This is a genomic window from Microbacterium aquilitoris (assembly GCF_031932285.1).
Classification (GTDB): domain Bacteria; phylum Actinomycetota; class Actinomycetes; order Actinomycetales; family Microbacteriaceae; genus Microbacterium; species Microbacterium aquilitoris.
Map to the genome: position 1 here is coordinate 54,284 of NZ_JAUZVT010000003.1, position 19,340 is coordinate 73,623.

Here is a 19,340-nt window from a genome sequence, read left to right on the forward strand (position 1 = left end):
GGCTGATTCACGGCGTCTGTGCCGCCGATGTGCTCCAGAGGTCATCAGGGAACGCCTCGAGCAACGCCGCGGCATCCCACCCGCGGAGTGGAGGGGCAGGAGGTGTGTCGAGAGCGGCGCGCCAGTCGGATGCCGTGACGGGAAGCGCTCGGCCCGTCCCCGCGTAGTAGTCCTCGTACTTGAAAGCCGGCTCGGTGCTCGCGGCGACGAGGACGGCGGGGACGCCGAACGCCTCCGCGACGACGATCCCGTGGAGCGAGCTCGCGATCACCGACTCCGCCGATGCGATCTGCCGGACCTTCTCGAGCGCCGGTCCCCTCGGCGACAACGCCGTCGGGGGGAAGCGGTGCCGGTCGTGCAGATTGGGGACGAGGACGGTGCCGCCGGAGCCGCGCACGATGCCGAGCTCGTCGTCCGTCCACAGGTGGGGGAGGAGGAGAGCCGGGTCGCCGAACACCTCGCTCGAGCGGTTCCCTCCCTCACGCAGGCGGGCCGCGGTCAGCGGGCCGCGCACCGCGCGGACGTCGAGGTCCCTCGGGATCGGGGCGGGCTCCTTGACGTTCGCCCCGCTTCCCCAGACGACGTCGCCGGGGCGAGCGAGGTGCAGGATCGAGCCCACGGCGAGGATGCGGCGCAGCTCCGGCCGCTCCTCGAGTCCTCGCGATCGTGCGATGCGGGCCACGATCTCCGGGCCGAGCAGGTCGCCGAAATTGTTGACACGCGGACCCACGTGGATCCGTGCCGTCACCCGACCGGATCCGAGCTTCCGGCGAGGGTTCCAATACACGACGCGCGGCACGGTCCCTCATCTCGGTCGGCGAACGCCCCGAGCCTAGTCGACGGATGCCGCGCCCCCTCCGCCGGGCCGAGCGCAGCGATCCGCCGATTCGGTGAGGCCAGGGACATCTGTGAGGATGGGGGCCGACTGTAGACATATCGAGAGGCTGCGACAGGTGCGGATCAAGAAGTGGCAACTTTTCGCGGGCGGTGCTGTCGTGCTCGCCGGTGGGCTCACGACGGCGATCATCGTCTCCAACTCCTTCGCCTCGAACGGCGTGGCGCCCACGACGCGGCCGACGGCCGAGGCGCAGCAGACGCCCACCCCGACACCGACTCCCGAGCCGCAGCCGGCACCGGAGCCGCAGTCCGCGCCGTCGTACGGTGATCTGGTCGGGTGGGATCAGGCAGGGACGACCACGGTCGCCCGGGTGCTGCCGCAGGTCGGCGATGCCGCGGCCGGGTCCGTCGCCGCGTACGTCGACGCTCCCGTGGTCGACAAGCAGACGACGGTCCTCCAGTCCGTCGCGAAGGTCGATGCGGGTGCGCAGTACACCTTCACGGCGCAGGTCCGCTCTGCCACGGCGTTCCCCGAGCCGGTCGACGCGAAGATCGTCGTCGGCGACACCGAGATCCCCCTCCCCGACATCAGTGCCGCATGGTCCGAGGTGACCGCGGACGTCCGCGTTCCCGCAGGCGCCGACACCGTGGCGGTGGGCCTCGTCGTCACCGGCCCGGTGCGCGGCCTCGGGCTCGACGCCGTCTCGCTCACTGCGGTGACCGGCGGATCGAACGCCGTCGCCAACGGCTCGTTCGAGGACGTCAAGACGGACGACCGCATCCTCAACCGCTCCCTCATCCTGCCGGCGAGCCGACCCGTGCTGGCCGTCCGGCTGCCCGAGGGCGCCGCTTCCTGGAAGGCTCTGGATGCCGCCGGCAAGGTCGCCGCGTCCGGTAAGGCCGATCTCTCGAGCCCCATCAGCAGTGTCGACCTGACCGGCCTGCCTCAGGGGTACTACGACGTCTCGGTCGAAGCGGGCGGCACGTCGGTGTCGACGCTTCTCGGCGTCGTCGATTTCGACGGGGTCGAGATCGCGAAGGACGACCGGTTCGGGGTGGGCCTGCACATCGAGAACGGGATCTACGCTGGCGCCGCCGACCTCGCGGCATCCCTCGGGATCGGGATGGCGCGCAACGACGTCCTCTGGCGCGACAACGAGACAACGAAGGGGAGATACGACTTCGCGGACCACTACGTCGACGGCTTCGCCCGCCTCCACGCGCACGACATCAAGGTGCTCGGCATCGTCAACTACGGCAACTGGCTCTACGGCAACGGGCAGGTTCCGGTGTCGGGCAACGCCATCGCCGCCTACGGCAAGTACGCGGCTGCGATCGCCGACCGCTTCGACCTGGTCGGGCTCGAGGTCTACAACGAGTTCAATCACGCTCGCTTCAACAAGTCCTCCTGCGGCACCTCGCCGCGCTGCTACGTGCCGCTGCTGAAGTCCGTGCATGACCAGGTCCGCAAGGTCGACCCGAAGCTCCCGATCATCGCGGGGGCGACGGCGCGGTACGAGTCGGACTGGTTCGACGGGCTGTGGCGCGCGGGCGGACTGAGGTACTCCGACGCCGTGAGCTTCCACCCGTACGAGGTCTCGAGCAAGCCCGAATCGCTCGCCGGCATCATCGACGAGGCGAACAGCAGCATGACGGCGAACGGCAAGACGACCCGACCGATCTGGATCACCGAACTCGGAAGCTCGTCGAAGACGGGCGGCCGCACGGTGTCCGCTCAGGCGGACTACCTGGTCCGGACCGCGACGACCGCCCTCGCCGGTGGAGCCGAGAAGTTCTTCTGGTACGACCTCATCAACGATGATCCGGATCCCGGCAAGCACGAGGGCAACTTCGGCATGTACTACCAGAAGAGCAAGGGCGTCGCGGCCCTCCAGCCCAAGCCGGTCGGCTACGCCCAGGCCCTGATGATCTCGCAGCTCCAGGGGCGTGCGTTCGCGGCATCCGAGTCGGTGGGCAAGGGCATCCAGTCGCACCGTTTCGGCGACGAGGCGAACGCGGTGCGCATCGTCTGGTCGCCCGCCGGCAAGGGCACGATGACGCTCAAGAGCGACGTCCCGGTGGCGGTGACGAACATGAACGGGGCCACCCGGTCGGTCGCGCCCGTCGACGGCGTCGTGACGATCCCCGTGAGCCCGCGCCCCCAGTTCGTCCAGACGAGCGCGGCGCCCGCCAACTCGACTCCGACGCCGACGCCGACGGTCTCCCAGGCTCCCGCCGAATAGACTGTGACCCATGCCTCCTGAGACCCGTCGCGGCGCCCGCGAAGCGGCCGCCCGAGCTGCGGGAGACGCGTCGCCGTCGACCGATGCCTCCACCGAAGCCAAGCCCAAGGCCTCGCGTCGCCGAATCGTGGGCCGCGTGGTCCTCGGCCTCGTGATCGTCGTCCTGGGGCTCTCCGCGTGGTTGGCCGTGAAGGTCGTCATCGCGAAGAACGGCCTCGAGTCCGCGCAGGCGGCGGTCGCGTCCATTCAGAACGGCGGGCAGGTCTCCGAGGCCATTCCGCGGCTCTCCTCGGGCGCGGCGGATGCGGCGGGCGCTGCAGCCGACCCGGTCTGGCGCATGGCGGAGTTCCTCCCCTTCGCCGGCGACAACCTCCGCGGCGTGCGGCTGGCGTCCGAGACGCTCGACGTCTTCGCGAACGGCGTCGGTCGCCCGGTCTTCGCCATGCAGGATGACGGCAAGGGCAAGATCCTCGCCCGTGCGCTGCCGCTCATCGAGGCCGCAGCGCCGAAGCTCGACAAGCTCCGCGGCGAGCTGACGGGTGTCGCCGCTTCGGGCAGTCTCGTCGGTCCGGTGAAGGCCGGCGTCGAGCAGGTCGCAGAGGTGGCGGATGCCGCCGGGCCGCTGTTCGATCTCTTGCCCCGACTCCTCGGCTCGGACGAGAAGCAGAACTACCTGCTGGTGTTCCAGAACAACGCGGAAGCCCTGCCTCTGGGAGGAAGCTCCGCCTCGCAGACGCTCATCACCGCCGATGCCGGTGACCTCGCGATCGCCAACCAGGCCAGCAGCGCCTCCTTCGTCGAGGGGTCGTTCGTCGACATCGACCTGCCCGAGTCCGCGAAGACGCTCTACGGCAGCCGCTACGGCAGCTACATCAACCTCGCGCCGTCGCAGCCCGACTGGCCCGGGGCGGCCGCCATGGTCAAGGCGTTCTGGAACCGCGACATCGACGACACGCGGATCGACGGCGTCATCTCGGTGGACCCCGTCGCCCTGCAGCGCATCCTCCTCGCGACCGGCCCCATCGAGGTCGACGGGATCACCATCGATCACAACAACGCCGTGAAGACCCTCCTGAGCGACGTCTACAAGTGGTGGAACCCGTACGACGATCCCGACCTCAAGTCGGACGCCTTCTTCGCCGGTGTGGCGGGCTCCGTTTTCAGCAAGATCGCCAGTGGCGACTTCAACATCAAGGACATGGCCTGGGCCATGACCGAGAGCATCAACCGCGGCAGCATCCTCGCGTGGAGCAGCGATGCCGAGACGCAGAAGATCATCGGCGAATCGGGACGCCTGTCCGGCATCCTGCCGAAGGAGAACACCGCGCAGACGGTGAACGGCGTCTTCTTCCGCAACGTCTCCGCGTCGAAGATCGACTATTACACGAAGACGGCCGTCGAATCGACGCTCTCCTGCGCCGATGGGGTCACGACCCTCACGACCACCGCCAAGGTCTCGCTCGACATCACTCAGGGTGCAGCCGAGGATCTTCCGACGTACGTGCAGAGTCGCGCTCAGGGCGCGAAGTACTTCGGCACGCAGGTCTACATGTACGCGCCTCCGGGAATGGAGCTCGCCTCCACCGAGACCACCGGTGGTGCGTCCGCCTTCCGGCAGGGGAACGTCGACCTCGGTCGGGTCGTCGAGCCCTTCCAGGCCCGATTGACCCCCGGCGGGACCTTCACCGTCACCGCGACGTTCACGGGGAAGGGCGATTTCGGCCCCCTCGAGCTGTGGACCACCCCGATGATCCACGAAACGAAGACGACGGTCACCGACACGTGTCATTGAGCGGCTGAGCGGGTATTTCCAGCTGTTTGATAACATCCTCGGAGACCGGCACCCGTCCGTCGTCGAAGATGCGAGGCCTGCCGGAGGAGTGGACGTCGTCCGCGCCGTCGACAGGAAGGCTGACCTCCGTGATGCAGACCGCTCGCACTCCGGCGTGGGGTCACCGCACCGGTCGGTCGGGCGAAGGGTGCCCGTGCTGAGGCGGGCCGCGGAACGGCAGGGCACGCGCATCGGGCGGCGCCTCGGCCGGCGCCCGAGCAAGCCGTCGCTGGTCGTGCCCGCGCGTCGCTCCGCGCGTGATTGGCCGGCGCGGTTCAGCGGTCGCATCGCCTACAGCGATCTCGTCGTCATCGTCGCCGTGCTGTTGGCGTTCCGGTTCCTGGTCCTCCCCGATACGCAGCGGGACGTGACGTGGCCCAGTGGTCCGCAGATCCCGTACGACGTCGCCCTCGGTCTGATCGGGATCGTCTGGCTCGTGGCGTTGAGCGTCTTCGAGACGCGGGATCGCAACATCGTCGGTGCGGGCGAACAGGAATACCGCCGGTTGGTGAACGCGACGATCGCCGTGTTCGCGATCTTCGTGTCGGTCGCGTTCTTCCTGCGCATCGAGGTCTCGCGCGGTCTGTTCCTCGTCGCGATGCCGGTGGGTCTCGTGGCGCTCATCTTCTCGCGGTGGCTGTGGCGCATCTGGCTGCGACGTCAGCAGCGACGGTCGAAGTACGTCTACCGCGCGCTCGTCCTGGGAGAACCGGCGAAGGCGGCGATGATCATCCGCGCGATCCGGCGGGCGGACACCTCCGGCTTCGACATCGTGGGTGTCGTGACGAATGCGCGGGGTCGGCAGTCCATCGGCGACGTGCCGGTCGTCGGCGGATTCGCCCACGCGATGCAGGCGATGGATGCCACCGATGCCGACACGATCATCGTCGCGGAGGCGGACGAGGTCCACCCCGAGATGATGCGTCAACTCGGATGGGATGTCGCGGACCGCAACGGCAACCTCGTCGTCGCTCCGGCGCTGACCGATGTGGCGGGCCCCCGCATCCATTCCCGCCCTGCGGCGGGTCTGCCGCTCGTGCACGTCGAGTTCCCCCGCCTCGAGGGCGTCCGTCGATTCGCCAAGCGGACGTTCGACCTGTTCGGCTCCGTGGCTCTCATCGTCGTCTTCTCCCCGGTCATGCTCGTCACCGCCGTGGCGATCCGGATGGAGACGCCGGGGCGCGTGCTCTATCGCCAGCCGCGGATCGGCCTGGGCGGCGACGAGTTCGGGATGCTGAAGTTCCGCTCGATGATCGCGGACGCCGACGACCAGCTCGCAAGTCTGCTGGACATGCAGGGGACGAACGACAGTCCTCTGTTCAAGGTGGCCGACGACCCGCGCATCACGAAGGTCGGCCGCGTCATCCGCAAGCACTCGCTGGACGAGCTCCCGCAGCTGTTCAACGTCCTCGTCGGCACGATGAGTCTCGTCGGGCCCCGCCCGCAGCGTGCCGCCGAGGTCGCGCTGTACGACGACGCCGCCCACCGCCGGCTGCGTGTGAAGCCGGGGATGAGCGGTCTTTGGCAGGTCAGTGGACGGTCCACCCTGTCGTGGGAGGATGCGCTGCGCCTCGACCTCTACTACGTCGAGAACTGGTCGTTCATGCAGGACCTGCAGATCCTGGTGCGCACGCTGACGGCTGTCATCGCGCCGGGCCGGACGGCGCACTGAGGCCGACGGGGGAGCGTACCCCGGTGCGCGACACGCCCGGGTTTGCGACACGCCCGGACGGCACGTAGACTGTACAGGTTCCACATTCCTGCGCCCTGCGCGGGATCACTGCCAGGGCAGTGCATAGGCGTGAAGCCTAGGCCGCGGGCAGCAGAACATCACATCCCCACACCCCACTCCGGAAACGGATCTGCACGCATGCGTGCGCGGGGGACGGGATGCCGCAGGTAGCCCTGCGGACTGACATCAGAACAGCGGTGCCGATCACCTCGCCTCCGGGCGGGGAGAAGTGCCCGGCGCGTAAGCGCCCCGTGCGTCCAATGCCCTCGAGGTACGACGCGAGAAAGAGAGTGAGCAGACAATGGCGGGACAGAAGATCCGCATTCGCCTGAAGTCGTATGACCACGAGGTCATCGACTCGTCGGCACGCAAAATCGTCGACACCGTGACCCGTGCGGGCGCGACGGTCGTGGGCCCCGTGCCCCTTCCGACCGAGAAGAACGTGATCGCCGTGATCCGTTCGCCGCACAAGTACAAGGACAGCCGCGAGCACTTCGAGATGCGCACCCACAAGCGCCTCATCGACATCATCGACCCGACGCCCAAGGCCGTCGACTCGCTGATGCGTCTCGACCTCCCGGCCGACGTCAACATCGAGATCAAGCTCTGAGGTCGATCATCATGGCTGACATCAACTCCAAGGTTTCCAAGGGCCTGCTGGGCACCAAGCTCGGCATGACCCAGGTCTGGGACGAGAACGGCAAGGTCGTTCCCGTCACCGTCATCGAAGTCGCCCCCAACGTGGTGACCCAGGTGCGCACGCCCGAGCGCGACGGCTACAACGCCGTTCAGATCGCTTACGGCCAGATCGACCCCCGCAAGGTCAACAAGCCCCAGACGGCTCACTTCGACGCCGCTGGTGTGACCCCGCGCCGCCACCTCACCGAGGTGCGCACGGCGGATGCCGCTGACTACTCACTCGGTCAGGAGCTCACCGTCGACGCCACCTTCGAGGCCGGCCAGCTGGTCGACGTCGTCGGCACCAGCAAGGGCAAGGGCTTCGCCGGTGTCATGAAGCGTCACAACTTCAAGGGCGTCTCGGCTTCGCACGGTGCGCACCGCAACCACCGCAAGCCCGGCTCGATCGGCGCATCGTCGACCCCGAGCCGCGTCTTCAAGGGCATGCGCATGGCCGGCCGTATGGGTGGCGAGCGCGTGACCGTCCTCAACCTCACGGTGCACGCCGTCGACGCCGAGAAGGGTCTGCTGCTCGTCAAGGGCGCCGTCCCCGGTGCTCGTGGCCGCATCGTCTACGTCCGCAACGCAGTGAAGGGTGCCTGATCATGGCTGACTCGACTCTCGCGCTCGACGTCGTGAAGGCAGACGGCAAGAAGGCCGGCTCCGTGGAGCTGCCCGCCGCACTGTTCGACGTCAAGACGAACATCCCCCTCATCCACCAGGTCGTCGTCGCGCAGCTCGCGGCGGCTCGCCAGGGCACCCACTCGACCAAGCGTCGCGGTGAGGTCTCGGGCGCCGGCCGCAAGCCCTTCAAGCAGAAGGGCACCGGTAACGCCCGTCAGGGCTCGATCCGCGCGCCGCACATGACCGGTGGTGGCATCGTCCACGGACCGAAGCCGCGCAACTACTCGCAGCGCACCCCCAAGAAGATGGTCGCCGCCGCCCTCCTGGGTGCGCTCAGCGACCGGGCACGCGGTGGTCGTCTGCACGTTGTCGACTCGTTCGGCATCGAAGGCGCTCCCTCGACGAAGGCCGCTGTCGCGGTCCTCGGCCAGCTCGCGCCGACCAAGAACGTCATGGTCGTCATCACCCGTGATGACGAGCTGACCGTCAAGAGCGTCCGCAACCTCGCGTACGTCCACGTGCTGACGTTCGACCAGCTCAACGCCTACGACGTGCTCGTCTCCGACGACATCGTCTTCACCAAGGCCGCCTACGACGCGTTCGTCGCTGCGAAGGCCGGCGCCACCGAGGAGGTCTCGGCATGACCGCCGTCAACAAGGACCCGCGCGACATCATCCTGAAGCCGGTCGTCTCCGAGAAGAGCTACGGGCTCATCGACGAGGGCAAGTACACGTTCCTCGTGGACCCCCGCGCCACCAAGACCGAGATCAAGCTCGCCATCGAGAAGATCTTCGGCGTCAAGGTCGCGTCGGTGAACACGCTCAACCGCCCGGGCAAGGCCCGCCGCACCCGCTTCGGCACCGGTAAGCGCAAGGACACCAAGCGCGCCATCGTGAGCCTGAAGTCGGGCACCATCGACATCTTCACGGCCGTCGGCTGACAGCTGGGATAGAGGACTAGAGACATGGCTATTCGCAAGTACAAGCCCACGACCCCCGGTCGTCGCGGTTCGTCGGTCGCCGACTTCGCTGAGATCACGCGGTCGACGCCCGAGAAGTCGCTCCTTCGCCCGCTGGCGAAGACCGGTGGCCGCAACAACCAGGGCCGCATCACGACCCGTCACATCGGTGGTGGCCACAAGCGCCAGTACCGCGTCATCGACTTCCGTCGTAACGACAAGGACGGCGTCAACGCCAAGGTCGCTCACATCGAGTACGACCCCAACCGCACCGCACGCATCGCGCTGCTGCACTACTTCGACGGTGAGAAGCGTTACATCCTCGCCCCGAACAAGCTGTCGCAGGGTGACATCGTCGAGTCGGGTGCTGGCGCCGACATCAAGCCCGGCAACAACCTGCCGCTGCGCAACATCCCCACCGGTACCGTGATCCACGCGATCGAGCTCCGCCCCGGCGGCGGCGCGAAGATGGCGCGCTCGGCTGGTGCGTCCGTCCGCCTCGTGGCGAAGGACGGCCCCTACGCGCAGCTTCGTCTGCCCTCGGGTGAGATCCGCAACGTCGACGCACGTTGCCGCGCCACCATCGGTGAGGTCGGCAACGCCGAGCAGTCCAACATCAACTGGGGTAAGGCCGGCCGTAACCGCTGGAAGGGCATCCGCCCGACCGTGCGTGGTGTCGCCATGAACCCGGTCGACCACCCGCACGGTGGTGGTGAGGGTAAGACCTCCGGTGGACGTCACCCCGTCACTCCTTGGGGCCAGGCCGAGGGTCGTACCCGGCACCCCAACAAGGAAAGCGACAAGTTGATCGTTCGCCGTCGCAACGCCGGCAAGAAGCGGAAGTAGGAGTAGAGGAAGATGCCTCGCAGCCTTAAGAAGGGCCCCTTCGTCGACGAGCACCTGCTTCGCAAGGTCGTCTCGCAGAACGAAGCCGGTACCAAGAACGTCATCAAGACCTGGTCGCGCCGTTCGATGATCATCCCCGCCATGCTGGGACACACCATCGCCGTGCACGACGGACGCAAGCACATCCCCGTGTTCGTGTCCGAGACCATGGTCGGTCACAAGCTGGGCGAGTTCGCGCCCACCCGCACCTTCCGCGGCCACGAGAAGGACGACAAGAAGGGTCGTCGCCGCTAAGGCGGTGGCGCTCTCAGAGAGAGGAAGAGGAGGAGTAGTAATGGTGGAATCCATCGCACGCGTGAAGCACATCCGCGTGACCCCTCAGAAGGCTCGTCGTGTCGTCGCGCTCATCAAGGGCAAGCAGGCTCAGGAGGCTCTCGCCATCCTGAAGTTCGCTCCCCAGGGTGCCAGCGAGCCCATCTACAAGCTCGTGGCCGCCGCGGTCGCGAATGCTCGTGTGAAGGCCGACAAGGACAACGAGTTCCTGGACGATCAGGATCTGTACGTGAAGAACGCCTACGTGGACGAGGGCACGACGCTGAAGCGTTTCCAGCCCCGCGCCCAGGGTCGCGCGTTCCAGATCAAGAAGCGCACCAGCCACATCACCGTGGTGCTCTCGACCCCCGAGGTCGCTGACACCGCTGCGGCTGACACCAAGAAGGCGAGCAAGTAATGGGACAGAAGGTCAACCCGTACGGCTTCCGCCTCGGCATCACCACCGACCACGTGTCGCGCTGGTTCTCGGACTCCACCAAGCCCGGGCAGCGTTACGCCGACTACGTGGCCGAGGACGTCAAGATCCGTCGTCTCCTGACGACGTCGCTCGACCGTGCCGGCGTGAGCAACATCGAGATCGAGCGCACGCGTGACCGCGTCCGCGTCGACATCCACACCGCCCGTCCGGGCATCGTGATCGGCCGCCGCGGCGCCGAGGCCGAGCGCATCCGCGCCGACCTCGAGAAGCTCACGGGCAAGCAGATCCAGCTGAACATCCTCGAGGTCAAGAACCCCGAGGCCGACGCTCAGCTGGTCGCCCAGGGCATCGCCGAGCAGCTCTCCGCTCGTGTGGCTTTCCGCCGCGCGATGCGCAAGGGTCTGCAGGGCGCGCAGCGTGCCGGTGCCAAGGGTGTCCGCATCCAGGTCTCCGGCCGTCTCGGCGGCGCTGAGATGAGCCGGTCGGAGTTCTACCGCGAAGGCCGTGTGCCCCTGCACACGCTCCGCGCGAACATCGACTACGGCTTCTACGAGGCCAAGACCACCTTCGGCCGCATCGGCGTGAAGGTCTGGATCTACAAGGGCGACCTCACCAACAAGGAGCTCGCTCGCGAGCAGGCCAACGCACCGAAGTCCCGTCGTGACGACCGTGGCGGCGACCGCCGCCGTGGCCCGCGCAACGAGGCCCCCGTCGCAGAAGGAGCGTCAGCCTGATGCTTATTCCCCGCAAGGTCAAGTACCGCAAGCAGCACCACCCGAAGCGCGACGGCGCCGCCACCGGCGGCACCACGGTCAGCTTCGGTGAGTACGGCATCCAGGCTCTGACCCCCGCGTACGTGACCAACCGTCAGATCGAGTCTGCTCGTATCGCCATGACGCGTCACATCAAGCGTGGTGGAAAGGTGTGGATCAACATCTACCCCGACCGTCCGCTCACGAAGAAGCCGGCCGAAACCCGCATGGGTTCCGGTAAGGGTTCGCCCGAGTGGTGGGTCGCCAACGTCAAGCCGGGTCGCGTCCTCTTCGAGGTCGCGGGCGTCAACGAGGAACTCGCTCGTGAGGCCCTGACCCGTGCTATCCACAAGCTGCCGCTCAAGGCACGCATCATCAAGCGCGAGGAGGGCGACGCGTAATGGCTGTCGGCACCAAGACGCTCGCCCCGAGCGAGCTGGACACATTCGAAGACCAGCGCCTCGTGGAGGAGCTGCGCAAGGCCAAGGAAGAGCTGTTCAACCTGCGCTTCCAGTCGGCCACCGGCCAGCTCGAGAGCCACGGCCGCATCCGTGCGGTCAAGCGCGACATCGCGCGGCTCTACACCGTCATCCGCGAGCGGGAGCTCGGCATCCGTGCCACCCCCGCCCCGGTCGAGACGGCCACCAAGGCGAAGAAGAGCAAGGCCAAGAAGGCGGACGAGTCCGCTGAGGCCGCGAAGGAAGAGGCCGAGTGATGGCTAAGAAGGATGCCGCCGAGGCGACCGTGGCCGCTGGTCACGAGTCGTCCGAGCACGACGTCCGCGACGTCAACGCCCGTGGGTACCGCAAGGCCCGCCGTGGCTACGTCGTCAGCGACAAGATGGACAAGACGATCGTCGTCGAGGTCGAGGACCGCGTGAAGCACCCCCTCTACGGCAAGGTCATCCGCCGCACGTCCAAGGTGAAGGCTCACGACGAGCAGAACTCCGCGGGCATCGGCGACCTCGTCCTCATCAACGAGACCCGTCCGCTCAGCGCCACGAAGCGCTGGCGCCTGGTCGAGATTCTCGAGAAGGCGAAGTAACCCATGATCCAGAACGAGTCCCGCCTCAAGGTCGCCGACAACACCGGCGCCAAGGAACTCCTCACGATCCGCGTGCTCGGTGGTTCCAACCGCCGCTACGCCGGCGTGGGCGATGTCATCGTGGCGACCGTCAAGGACGCGATCCCGGGCGGCAACGTCAAGAAGGGCGACGTGGTCAAGGCCGTCGTCGTCCGCACCGTCAAGTCGACCCGTCGTCCCGACGGTTCGTACATCAAGTTCGACGAGAACGCCGCCGTCATCCTGAAGAACGACGGGGAGCCCCGCGGCACCCGCATCTTCGGCCCGGTCGGCCGTGAGCTTCGCGACAAGAAGTTCATGAAGATCGTCTCGCTGGCACCGGAGGTCATCTGATCATGGCGCACATCAAGAAGGGTGACCTGGTTCAGGTCATCAGCGGCCGCAAGCAGGACAAGGGCGGCGACCGCGGCAAGCAGGGCGAGGTCCTCGAGGTCCTCGTCGAGCAGAACCGCGTCGTCGTGCAGGGCGTGAACTACGTCACGAAGCACTCCCGTGTCGGTCAGTCGCAGCGCGGCACCAAGACGGGCGGCATCGAGACGATGGAAGCCCCGATCCACATCTCCAACGTGGCGCTGGTCGACCCGTCGACCAAGAAGCCGACCCGTGTCGGTCACCGCGTCGAGGAGCGGACCAAGGACGGCGTCAAGCGCACCGTTCGCGTCCGTTACGCCAAGAAGAGCGGCAAGGACCTCTGAACATGAGCAACGCAACTGCCGCGGCGGCTGGCAAGATCCAGCCCCGCCTGAAGCAGAAGTACCAGAGCGAGATCAAGAAGGCTCTGCAGGAGGAGTTCGGTTACGCGAACGTCATGCAGATCCCCGGTCTCGTCAAGGTCGTCGTCAACACCGGTGTCGGTGAGGCTGCGCGCGACAGCAAGGTGATCGATGGTGCGGTCGACGACCTCACCAAGATCACCGGCCAGAAGCCGGTCGTCACCAAGGCCCGCAAGTCCATCGCGCAGTTCAAGCTGCGTGAGGGCCAGGCCATCGGTGCCCACGTCACCCTTCGCGGTGACCGCGCGTGGGAGTTCGTCGACCGCCTCGTCAACCTGGCGCTGCCCCGCATCCGCGACTTCCGCGGACTCTCGGCTGCCCAGTTCGACGGCAACGGCAACTACACCTTCGGTCTCCAGGAGCAGTCCGTGTTCCACGAGATCAACCAGGACAAGATCGACCGCGTCCGCGGTTTCGACATCACGATCGTGACGACGGCCAAGACGGATGACGAGGGTCGGGCGCTGCTGAAGCACCTCGGCTTCCCGTTCAAGTCGGCCGACGCTCAGGCGTGATCCGATAAGATCGATCGTTCGGCCTCGGGGCGTGCTCCGGGGCCGAACGACTGCACAACTGAATATTGCTCATTCATAGAAGGTCGGCTGTCGTGTAACGGCAGTCGAAACCTCATGACTAAAGGAACATACTCATGACGATGACAGACCCGGTCGCAGACATGCTGACCCGTCTGCGCAACGCGAACTCCGCGCACCACGACTCCGTCGCGCTGCCGAGCTCGAAGCTCAAGACGCACATCGCCGAGATCCTCCAGCAGGAGGGCTACATCTCCGGCTGGGAGGTCTCCGACGCTCGTGTCGGCCAGACCCTCACCCTCACCCTCAAGTACGGCCCGAACCGCGAGCGGTCGATCGCCGGAATCAAGCGCGTCTCGAAGCCCGGCCTCCGCGTCTACGCGAAGTCGAACGAGCTTCCCAAGGTCCTCGGTGGCCTCGGTGTCGCGATCCTGTCCACCTCCTCTGGCCTCCTCACGGACCGCCAGGCCGAGCAGAAGGGCGTCGGCGGGGAAGTCCTCGCCTACGTGTGGTGATCTGACATGTCGCGTATTGGACGTCTTCCCATCGACATCCCCGCCGGCGTGACCGTTTCGGTCTCCGGCCAGGACGTCGCCGTCAAGGGCCCCAAGGGTGAGCTCAGCCTCACCGTTGCACAGCCCATCGAGGTCAAGGTCGAGGAGAACCAGGTTCTGGTCTCCCGCCCCGATGACGAGCGCGAGTCCCGTGCTCTCCACGGGCTGACCCGTACCCTCATCAACAACAACATCATCGGCGTGACCCAGGGCTACACCAAGGGCCTCGAGGTCGTCGGCACGGGTTACCGCGTCGCTCAGAAGGGCACGGCGGTCGAGTTCGCTCTCGGCTTCTCGCACCCCGTTCTGGTCGAGGCTCCCGCGGGCATCACGCTCACCGTCGAGGGCAACAACAAGGTGACCGTCGCCGGTATCTCGAAGCAGGCCGTCGGCGAGGCAGCTGCCAACATCCGCAAGATCCGCAAGCCCGAGCCGTACAAGGGCAAGGGTGTGCGGTACGCGGGCGAGGTCGTTCGCCGCAAGGCCGGAAAGAGTGGTAAGTAACCATGGCTCTTAAGTCGAAGTCCGACGCACGTTCGCGTCGTCACCTCCGTCTTCGCAAGAAGATCGTGGGCTCCGAGGTGCGTCCGCGCCTCGTCGTGACCCGCTCCGCCCGCCACGTCTTCGTTCAGCTCGTCGACGACAGCAAGGGCACCACGCTGGCGTCCGCCTCGACCCTCGAGTCGGACCTGCGCACGTTCGACGGTGACAAGACCGCCAAGGCCCGCAAGGTCGGCGAACTCGTTGCTGAGCGTGCCAAGGCTGCCGGCATCGAGACGGTCGTGTTCGACCGCGGCGGCAACCGCTACGCGGGCCGCGTCGCTGCGATCGCCGATGGCGCTCGCGAAGGAGGTCTGAAGCTGTGACCGAGAACAAGGAGAACGAAGTGACCGCGACCGAGCAGCCCGCTGCGGCTGCGGCTACGGCCGAGGCTCCCGCCGAGCGCGAGCGCGAGCCGCGCCGCGGTGGCCGCGAGCGCAGCCAGACCCGCGACCGCAACTCGCGCGACCGGGGCGACAACCAGTTCCTCGAGCGCGTCGTCACGATCAACCGTGTGTCCAAGGTCGTCAAGGGTGGTCGTCGCTTCAGCTTCACCGCACTCGTCGTCGTGGGCGACGGCAACGGTCTCGTCGGTGTCGGCTACGGCAAGGCGCGCGAAGTCCCCCTCGCCATCTCCAAGGGTGTCGAAGAGGCCAAGCGCAACTTCTTCCGGGTGCCGCGCGTCGGCTCCAGCATCCCCCACCCCGTCCAGGGTGAGGCTGCTGCCGGTGTCGTGCTGCTCCGTCCGGCTGCTGCCGGTACCGGTGTTATCGCCGGTGGTCCGGTCCGCGCCGTCCTCGAGTGCGCCGGCATCCACGATGTGCTGTCGAAGTCGCTCGGTTCGTCGAACACGATCAACATCGTGCACGCGACCGTTGCGGCGCTGAAGCAGCTCGAAGAGCCGCGCGCCGTCGCCGCTCGTCGTGGTCTCGACTTCGACCAGGTCGCGCCCGCGCGTCTTGTTCGTGCCGAGGCCGACGCCGCCAAGGCTGCAAAGGTGGGTGCATGATGGCTGCTCGTCTGAAGGTGACCCAGGTCAAGTCCAAGGTGAGCGAAAAGCAGAACCAGCGTGACACGCTGCGTTCGCTCGGTCTTAAGCGGATCAACGACTCCGTCGTTCGTCCCGATGACGCGCAGACGCGCGGTTACATCAAGACCGTCGCGCACCTCGTGAAGGTTGAGGAGATCGACTGATGGCTGAGAAGAAGGACGAGACGGTCGAGACCGTCGAGCCCAAGGCCAAGAAGCCGGCAACCCGGAAGGCTGCGGCCAAGCCCGCTGCCGACAAGGCTGCCCCGAAGAAGGATGCGGCACGCCCCGGCGTGCTGAAGGTCCACCACCTGCGTCCGGTCCCCGGATCCAACGTCGCGAAGACCCGTGTCGGTCGCGGTGAGGGCTCCAAGGGTAAGACGTCGGGCCGCGGTACCAAGGGTACGAAGGCTCGTTACCAGGTCAAGGTGGGCTTCGAGGGTGGGCAGATGCCCCTCCACATGCGTACGCCGAAGCTGCGCGGGTTCAAGAACCCGTTCCGCGTCGAGTACCAGGTGGTCAACCTCGACAAGCTCGCGGAGCTGTACCCCAATGGTGGCGACGTCACCATCACGGATCTTGTCGCCAAGGGCGCCGTCCGCAAGAACGAGAAGGTCAAGGTGCTCGGCACCGGCGACATCTCGGTCGCGCTGACGGTCTCCGTCGACAAGGTCTCGGGATCGGCCGAGCAGAAGATCGTCGCCGCTGGCGGTTCGATCAAGTAATCACGTGCCAGGGGCCGGAGGGTAACCTCCGGCCCCTGTTGCCGTATGTTGGAGTGCGGCCCGTCTGGGCGGGCCCGGCATCCCACTGGAGGAAATCCCCTTGTTCAGCGCCATCGCGCGGGTCTTCCGCACCCCGGATCTGCGTCGGAAGATCGGTTTCACGCTCGGCATCATCGCCATCTACCGATTCGGCGCGCACATCCCGGCTCCGTTCGTCGACTTCCCGAACGTGAAGACCTGTCTCGACCAGTCGGGCTCCACCCAGGGCCTCCTGTCGCTGGTCAACCTCTTCTCCGGCGGCGCCCTGCTGCAGCTGTCGATCTTCGCCCTCGGCGTCATGCCGTACATCACGGCGACGATCATCGTTCAGCTCCTGCGCGTCGTCATCCCTCACTTCGAGACGCTGTACAAGGAAGGCCAGGCCGGTCAGGCCAAGCTGACCCAGTACACCCGGTACCTGACGATCGCGCTGGCGCTCCTCCAGTCGACCACCCTCGTCACCGTGGCCCGTTCGGGCCAGCTCTTCGGCATCTCCGGTGTCGCCGAGTGCCAGCAGCTCCTCACCGACGAGGCCTGGTGGGCTCAGCTCCTCATGATCGCCACCCTCACCGCGGGGACCGGCCTCATCATGTGGATGGCCGAGCTCGTCACCGAGCGCGGCATCGGCAACGGCATGTCCCTCCTCATCTTCACCTCGATCGCGGCGACGTTCCCGTCCGCGCTGTGGAGCATCGCCGTCGCGCGCAGCTTCGAGATCTTCCTCCTCGTGCTGGCCGTCGGCATCGCCACCGTCGCGCTCGTCGTCTTCGTCGAGCAGTCGCAGCGACGCATCCCGGTGCAGTACGCGAAGCGCATGGTCGGTCGCCGGACGCTCGGTGGCAGCAACACCTACATCCCGATCAAGGTGAACATGGCCGGCGTCGTGCCCGTCATCTTCGCCTCCTCGCTGCTGTACATCCCGGCGCTGATCGCGCAGTTCAACGCCAACCCGACGGCGGACGGCAGCGTCCCCGGTTGGGTCTCCTGGATCCAGGCGAACTTCGTCAACGGTGACCACCCGCTGTACATGGCGGTGTACTTCCTCCTCATCATCGGGTTCACCTACTTCTACGTCGCGATCACGTTCAACCCCGTCGAGGTCGCCGACAACATGAAGAAGTACGGCGGGTTCATCCCCGGCATCCGTGCGGGTCGTCCCACGGCCGAGTACCTCGACTACGTCCTGACCCGCATCACCCTGCCGGGTTCCATCTACCTGGGCCTCATCGCCCTGCTTCCCCTTCTCGCCCTCGCCACGGTCGGCGCCAACCAGAACTTCCCGTTCGGCGGCGCCTCGATCCTGATCATCGTCGGCGTCGGTCTCGAGACCGTGAAGCAGATCGACGCCCAGCTCCAGCAGCGCCACTACGAAGGACTCCTCCGATGACGCAGACCCCCGCCCGCCTCCTGATCATCGGCCCGCAAGGTTCGGGCAAGGGGACGCAGGGGGCCCGGATCGCCGATCTGCTCGGCATCCCGACCGTCTCCACCGGAGACGTCTTCCGCGCGAACGTCAAGGACGGCACCGAGCTCGGACTGAAGGTCAAAGCGCTGATCGACGCCGGCGACCTGGTTCCGGATGACCTGACGAGCGAGATCGTCCGCGATCGGCTGGAGCAGGAGGATGCCGCAGAGGGCTTCCTCCTCGACGGGTACCCGCGGAACCTCGGCCAGGTCGGCGACCTGGATGCGTTCCTCGACGGGCGAGGTGAGCCGCTCACCGCCGTCATCGAGCTCTCGGTTCCCCGCGACGAGTCGATCGCACGGCTCTCGCGTCGCGCGGCCGAGCAGGGTCGGTCCGACGACAACGAGGAGTCGATCGCCAAGCGGCTCTCGATCTACGAGTCCGAGACGGCACCCATCCTCGACGTCTACCGCGAGCGCGGCATCGTCGACGAGATCGACGGTGTGGGCTCGCTCGACGAGATCACCGAGCGCATCGCGGCGGCCCTCGCCGCGCGCGGCATCACCGCCTGATGGTGTTCCGCCGCTCCATCTACAAGACTCCCGCGCAGCTGCGTGCGATGGTCGCCCCCGGCCTCATCACGGCGGCTGCGCTGGATGCGGTGCGTCCGGCGGTCCGAGCCGGTGTCACGACGGCCGAGCTCGACGCGATCGCAGAGGCGACGATCGTCGCTCGCGGTGCGGAGTCGAACTTCCAGCTCGTGCGCGGCTACCGCCACACGACCTGCATCTCGGTCAACCAGGAGGTCGTCCACGGCATCCCCGGCGACCGTGTCCTGCAGCCGGGTGACATCGTCTCGATCGACTGCGGTGCGCAGTTCGAGGGGTGGAACGGCGACTCGGCCATCACGATCGTCGTCCCGGATCCGGAGCGGCCCGAACTCGTCGAGCGTCGGCAGCGACTGTCCGATGTGACCGAGGGGTCGCTGTGGGCTGGCATCGCCGCGCTGGCCTCGGCGTCTCGCGTCGGCGAGATCGGCGACGCCGTGCAGACCTACGTCGAGTCGTCGGGGGAGGGCTACGGCATCCTTCGCGACTACGTCGGGCACGGGATCGGCCGCAAGATGCACGAGGGGCCGACCGTCTTCAACTACCGCGTCGAAGACCTCGGACCCGAGGTGCGGCCCGGTCTGTGCGTCGCCATCGAGCCGATGATCGTCGGCGGGGACGAGGCGACCCTGATCGAGGACGACGACTGGACCGTCAGCACCGTCGACGGTGAGGACGGCTCCCATTGGGAACATAGCGTCGCCGTGCACGATGGAGGCATCTGGGTGCTGACCGCGCCCGACGGCGGTGCCGCGGGTCTCGCCGCATTCGGTGTCACCCCGACCCCCATCTCCTGAGA

The 19,340-nt window shown here is 67.0% G+C and carries 27 protein-coding genes; 26 read left to right on the forward strand and 1 reads right to left on the reverse strand.

Annotation, left to right across the window (positions count from 1 at the left end; genetic code table 11):
* Nucleotides 1–7 precede the first annotated feature (7 nt).
* Entirely contained in the window at nucleotides 8–748 is a 741-nt protein-coding gene (locus tag Q9S78_RS13755) for a polysaccharide pyruvyl transferase family protein (protein ID WP_311870768.1), read from the reverse strand.
* Nucleotides 749–953: 205 nt separating this feature from the next.
* On the opposite strand from Q9S78_RS13755, the gene Q9S78_RS13760 reads away from it, so the two are divergent.
* The 26 genes from Q9S78_RS13760 to map all read left to right on the forward strand — a co-directional run bounded on the left by Q9S78_RS13760 (nucleotide 954) and on the right by map (nucleotide 19,338).
* On the forward strand, nucleotides 954–3,080 hold the full coding sequence (locus tag Q9S78_RS13760) for a cellulase family glycosylhydrolase (RefSeq protein ID WP_311870769.1): 2,127 nt from the start codon (nucleotides 954–956) through the stop codon (nucleotides 3,078–3,080).
* 10 nt (nucleotides 3,081–3,090) lie between these two features.
* Nucleotides 3,091–4,872, forward strand: a complete 1,782-nt coding sequence (locus Q9S78_RS13765) for a DUF4012 domain-containing protein (RefSeq protein WP_018187354.1) — start codon at nucleotides 3,091–3,093, stop codon at nucleotides 4,870–4,872.
* A 193-nt stretch (nucleotides 4,873–5,065) separates the two neighbouring features.
* Nucleotides 5,066–6,583, forward strand: a complete 1,518-nt coding sequence (locus Q9S78_RS13770; protein WP_311870771.1) for a sugar transferase — start codon at nucleotides 5,066–5,068, stop codon at nucleotides 6,581–6,583.
* A 361-nt stretch (nucleotides 6,584–6,944) separates the two neighbouring features.
* Complete coding sequence (gene rpsJ, locus Q9S78_RS13775) at nucleotides 6,945–7,253, forward strand: 30S ribosomal protein S10 (RefSeq protein ID WP_018171443.1); 309 nt, start codon at nucleotides 6,945–6,947, stop codon at nucleotides 7,251–7,253.
* 11 nt (nucleotides 7,254–7,264) lie between these two features.
* Nucleotides 7,265–7,924 (forward strand): 50S ribosomal protein L3, encoded by a 660-nt coding sequence (gene rplC, locus Q9S78_RS13780; protein WP_018187352.1) that lies wholly within the window; start codon nucleotides 7,265–7,267, stop codon nucleotides 7,922–7,924.
* A 2-nt stretch (nucleotides 7,925–7,926) separates the two neighbouring features.
* Entirely contained in the window at nucleotides 7,927–8,589 is a 663-nt protein-coding gene (gene rplD / locus Q9S78_RS13785; protein WP_018187351.1) for a 50S ribosomal protein L4, read from the forward strand.
* On the forward strand, nucleotides 8,586–8,885 hold the full coding sequence (gene rplW, locus Q9S78_RS13790; protein ID WP_018187350.1) for a 50S ribosomal protein L23: 300 nt from the start codon (nucleotides 8,586–8,588) through the stop codon (nucleotides 8,883–8,885). Before rplD ends, rplW begins: the two co-directional genes overlap by 4 nt.
* A 24-nt stretch (nucleotides 8,886–8,909) precedes the next feature.
* Complete coding sequence (gene rplB / locus Q9S78_RS13795) at nucleotides 8,910–9,749, forward strand: 50S ribosomal protein L2 (protein ID WP_018187349.1); 840 nt, start codon at nucleotides 8,910–8,912, stop codon at nucleotides 9,747–9,749.
* A 12-nt stretch (nucleotides 9,750–9,761) separates the two neighbouring features.
* A complete protein-coding gene (gene rpsS / locus Q9S78_RS13800; protein WP_018187348.1) occupies nucleotides 9,762–10,043 on the forward strand; it encodes a 30S ribosomal protein S19 in 282 nt (93 codons plus the stop codon).
* A 40-nt stretch (nucleotides 10,044–10,083) separates the two neighbouring features.
* Nucleotides 10,084–10,479 carry a 50S ribosomal protein L22 gene (gene rplV, locus Q9S78_RS13805; RefSeq protein ID WP_018187347.1) on the forward strand — a complete coding sequence of 132 codons (396 nt, stop codon included), beginning with the start codon at nucleotides 10,084–10,086 and terminating at the stop codon, nucleotides 10,477–10,479.
* A complete protein-coding gene (rpsC, locus tag Q9S78_RS13810; RefSeq protein WP_018187346.1) occupies nucleotides 10,479–11,234 on the forward strand; it encodes a 30S ribosomal protein S3 in 756 nt (251 codons plus the stop codon). The genes rplV and rpsC overlap by 1 nt, the downstream gene beginning before the upstream one ends.
* Nucleotides 11,234–11,653, forward strand: a complete 420-nt coding sequence (gene rplP / locus Q9S78_RS13815) for a 50S ribosomal protein L16 (protein WP_018187345.1) — start codon at nucleotides 11,234–11,236, stop codon at nucleotides 11,651–11,653. The genes rpsC and rplP overlap by 1 nt, the downstream gene beginning before the upstream one ends.
* Entirely contained in the window at nucleotides 11,653–11,967 is a 315-nt protein-coding gene (rpmC, locus tag Q9S78_RS13820; RefSeq protein ID WP_018187344.1) for a 50S ribosomal protein L29, read from the forward strand. Before rplP ends, rpmC begins: the two co-directional genes overlap by 1 nt.
* Nucleotides 11,967–12,296, forward strand: a complete 330-nt coding sequence (gene rpsQ / locus Q9S78_RS13825; RefSeq protein ID WP_018187343.1) for a 30S ribosomal protein S17 — start codon at nucleotides 11,967–11,969, stop codon at nucleotides 12,294–12,296. Before rpmC ends, rpsQ begins: the two co-directional genes overlap by 1 nt.
* Nucleotides 12,297–12,299: 3 nt before the next feature.
* On the forward strand, nucleotides 12,300–12,668 hold the full coding sequence (gene rplN / locus Q9S78_RS13830; RefSeq protein WP_091356758.1) for a 50S ribosomal protein L14: 369 nt from the start codon (nucleotides 12,300–12,302) through the stop codon (nucleotides 12,666–12,668).
* 2 nt (nucleotides 12,669–12,670) lie between these two features.
* Complete coding sequence (gene rplX, locus Q9S78_RS13835) at nucleotides 12,671–13,030, forward strand: 50S ribosomal protein L24 (protein ID WP_018187341.1); 360 nt, start codon at nucleotides 12,671–12,673, stop codon at nucleotides 13,028–13,030.
* Nucleotides 13,031–13,032: 2 nt separating this feature from the next.
* Nucleotides 13,033–13,623 carry a 50S ribosomal protein L5 gene (rplE, locus tag Q9S78_RS13840; RefSeq protein WP_018187340.1) on the forward strand — a complete coding sequence of 197 codons (591 nt, stop codon included), beginning with the start codon at nucleotides 13,033–13,035 and terminating at the stop codon, nucleotides 13,621–13,623.
* Nucleotides 13,624–13,757: 134 nt separating this feature from the next.
* Nucleotides 13,758–14,156: a 30S ribosomal protein S8 gene (gene rpsH / locus Q9S78_RS13845; protein ID WP_018187339.1), complete on the forward strand. Its 399-nt coding sequence runs from the start codon at nucleotides 13,758–13,760 to the stop codon at nucleotides 14,154–14,156.
* A 6-nt stretch (nucleotides 14,157–14,162) separates the two neighbouring features.
* On the forward strand, nucleotides 14,163–14,699 hold the full coding sequence (gene rplF, locus Q9S78_RS13850) for a 50S ribosomal protein L6 (RefSeq protein ID WP_018187338.1): 537 nt from the start codon (nucleotides 14,163–14,165) through the stop codon (nucleotides 14,697–14,699).
* Nucleotides 14,700–14,701: 2 nt separating this feature from the next.
* Nucleotides 14,702–15,061 (forward strand): 50S ribosomal protein L18, encoded by a 360-nt coding sequence (rplR, locus tag Q9S78_RS13855; RefSeq protein WP_018187337.1) that lies wholly within the window; start codon nucleotides 14,702–14,704, stop codon nucleotides 15,059–15,061.
* On the forward strand, nucleotides 15,058–15,744 hold the full coding sequence (gene rpsE, locus Q9S78_RS13860; RefSeq protein WP_020098643.1) for a 30S ribosomal protein S5: 687 nt from the start codon (nucleotides 15,058–15,060) through the stop codon (nucleotides 15,742–15,744). Before rplR ends, rpsE begins: the two co-directional genes overlap by 4 nt.
* On the forward strand, nucleotides 15,744–15,929 hold the full coding sequence (rpmD, locus tag Q9S78_RS13865) for a 50S ribosomal protein L30 (RefSeq protein WP_020098644.1): 186 nt from the start codon (nucleotides 15,744–15,746) through the stop codon (nucleotides 15,927–15,929). Before rpsE ends, rpmD begins: the two co-directional genes overlap by 1 nt.
* Complete coding sequence (gene rplO, locus Q9S78_RS13870) at nucleotides 15,929–16,489, forward strand: 50S ribosomal protein L15 (protein ID WP_020098645.1); 561 nt, start codon at nucleotides 15,929–15,931, stop codon at nucleotides 16,487–16,489. The genes rpmD and rplO overlap by 1 nt, the downstream gene beginning before the upstream one ends.
* Nucleotides 16,490–16,589: 100 nt before the next feature.
* Nucleotides 16,590–17,915 (forward strand): preprotein translocase subunit SecY, encoded by a 1,326-nt coding sequence (gene secY, locus Q9S78_RS13875; RefSeq protein ID WP_018187333.1) that lies wholly within the window; start codon nucleotides 16,590–16,592, stop codon nucleotides 17,913–17,915.
* Complete coding sequence (locus tag Q9S78_RS13880) at nucleotides 17,912–18,505, forward strand: adenylate kinase (RefSeq protein ID WP_020098647.1); 594 nt, start codon at nucleotides 17,912–17,914, stop codon at nucleotides 18,503–18,505. Before secY ends, Q9S78_RS13880 begins: the two co-directional genes overlap by 4 nt.
* Nucleotides 18,505–19,338: a type I methionyl aminopeptidase gene (gene map, locus Q9S78_RS13885; protein ID WP_311870772.1), complete on the forward strand. Its 834-nt coding sequence runs from the start codon at nucleotides 18,505–18,507 to the stop codon at nucleotides 19,336–19,338. The genes Q9S78_RS13880 and map overlap by 1 nt, the downstream gene beginning before the upstream one ends.
* Nucleotides 19,339–19,340: the final 2 nt, after the last annotated feature.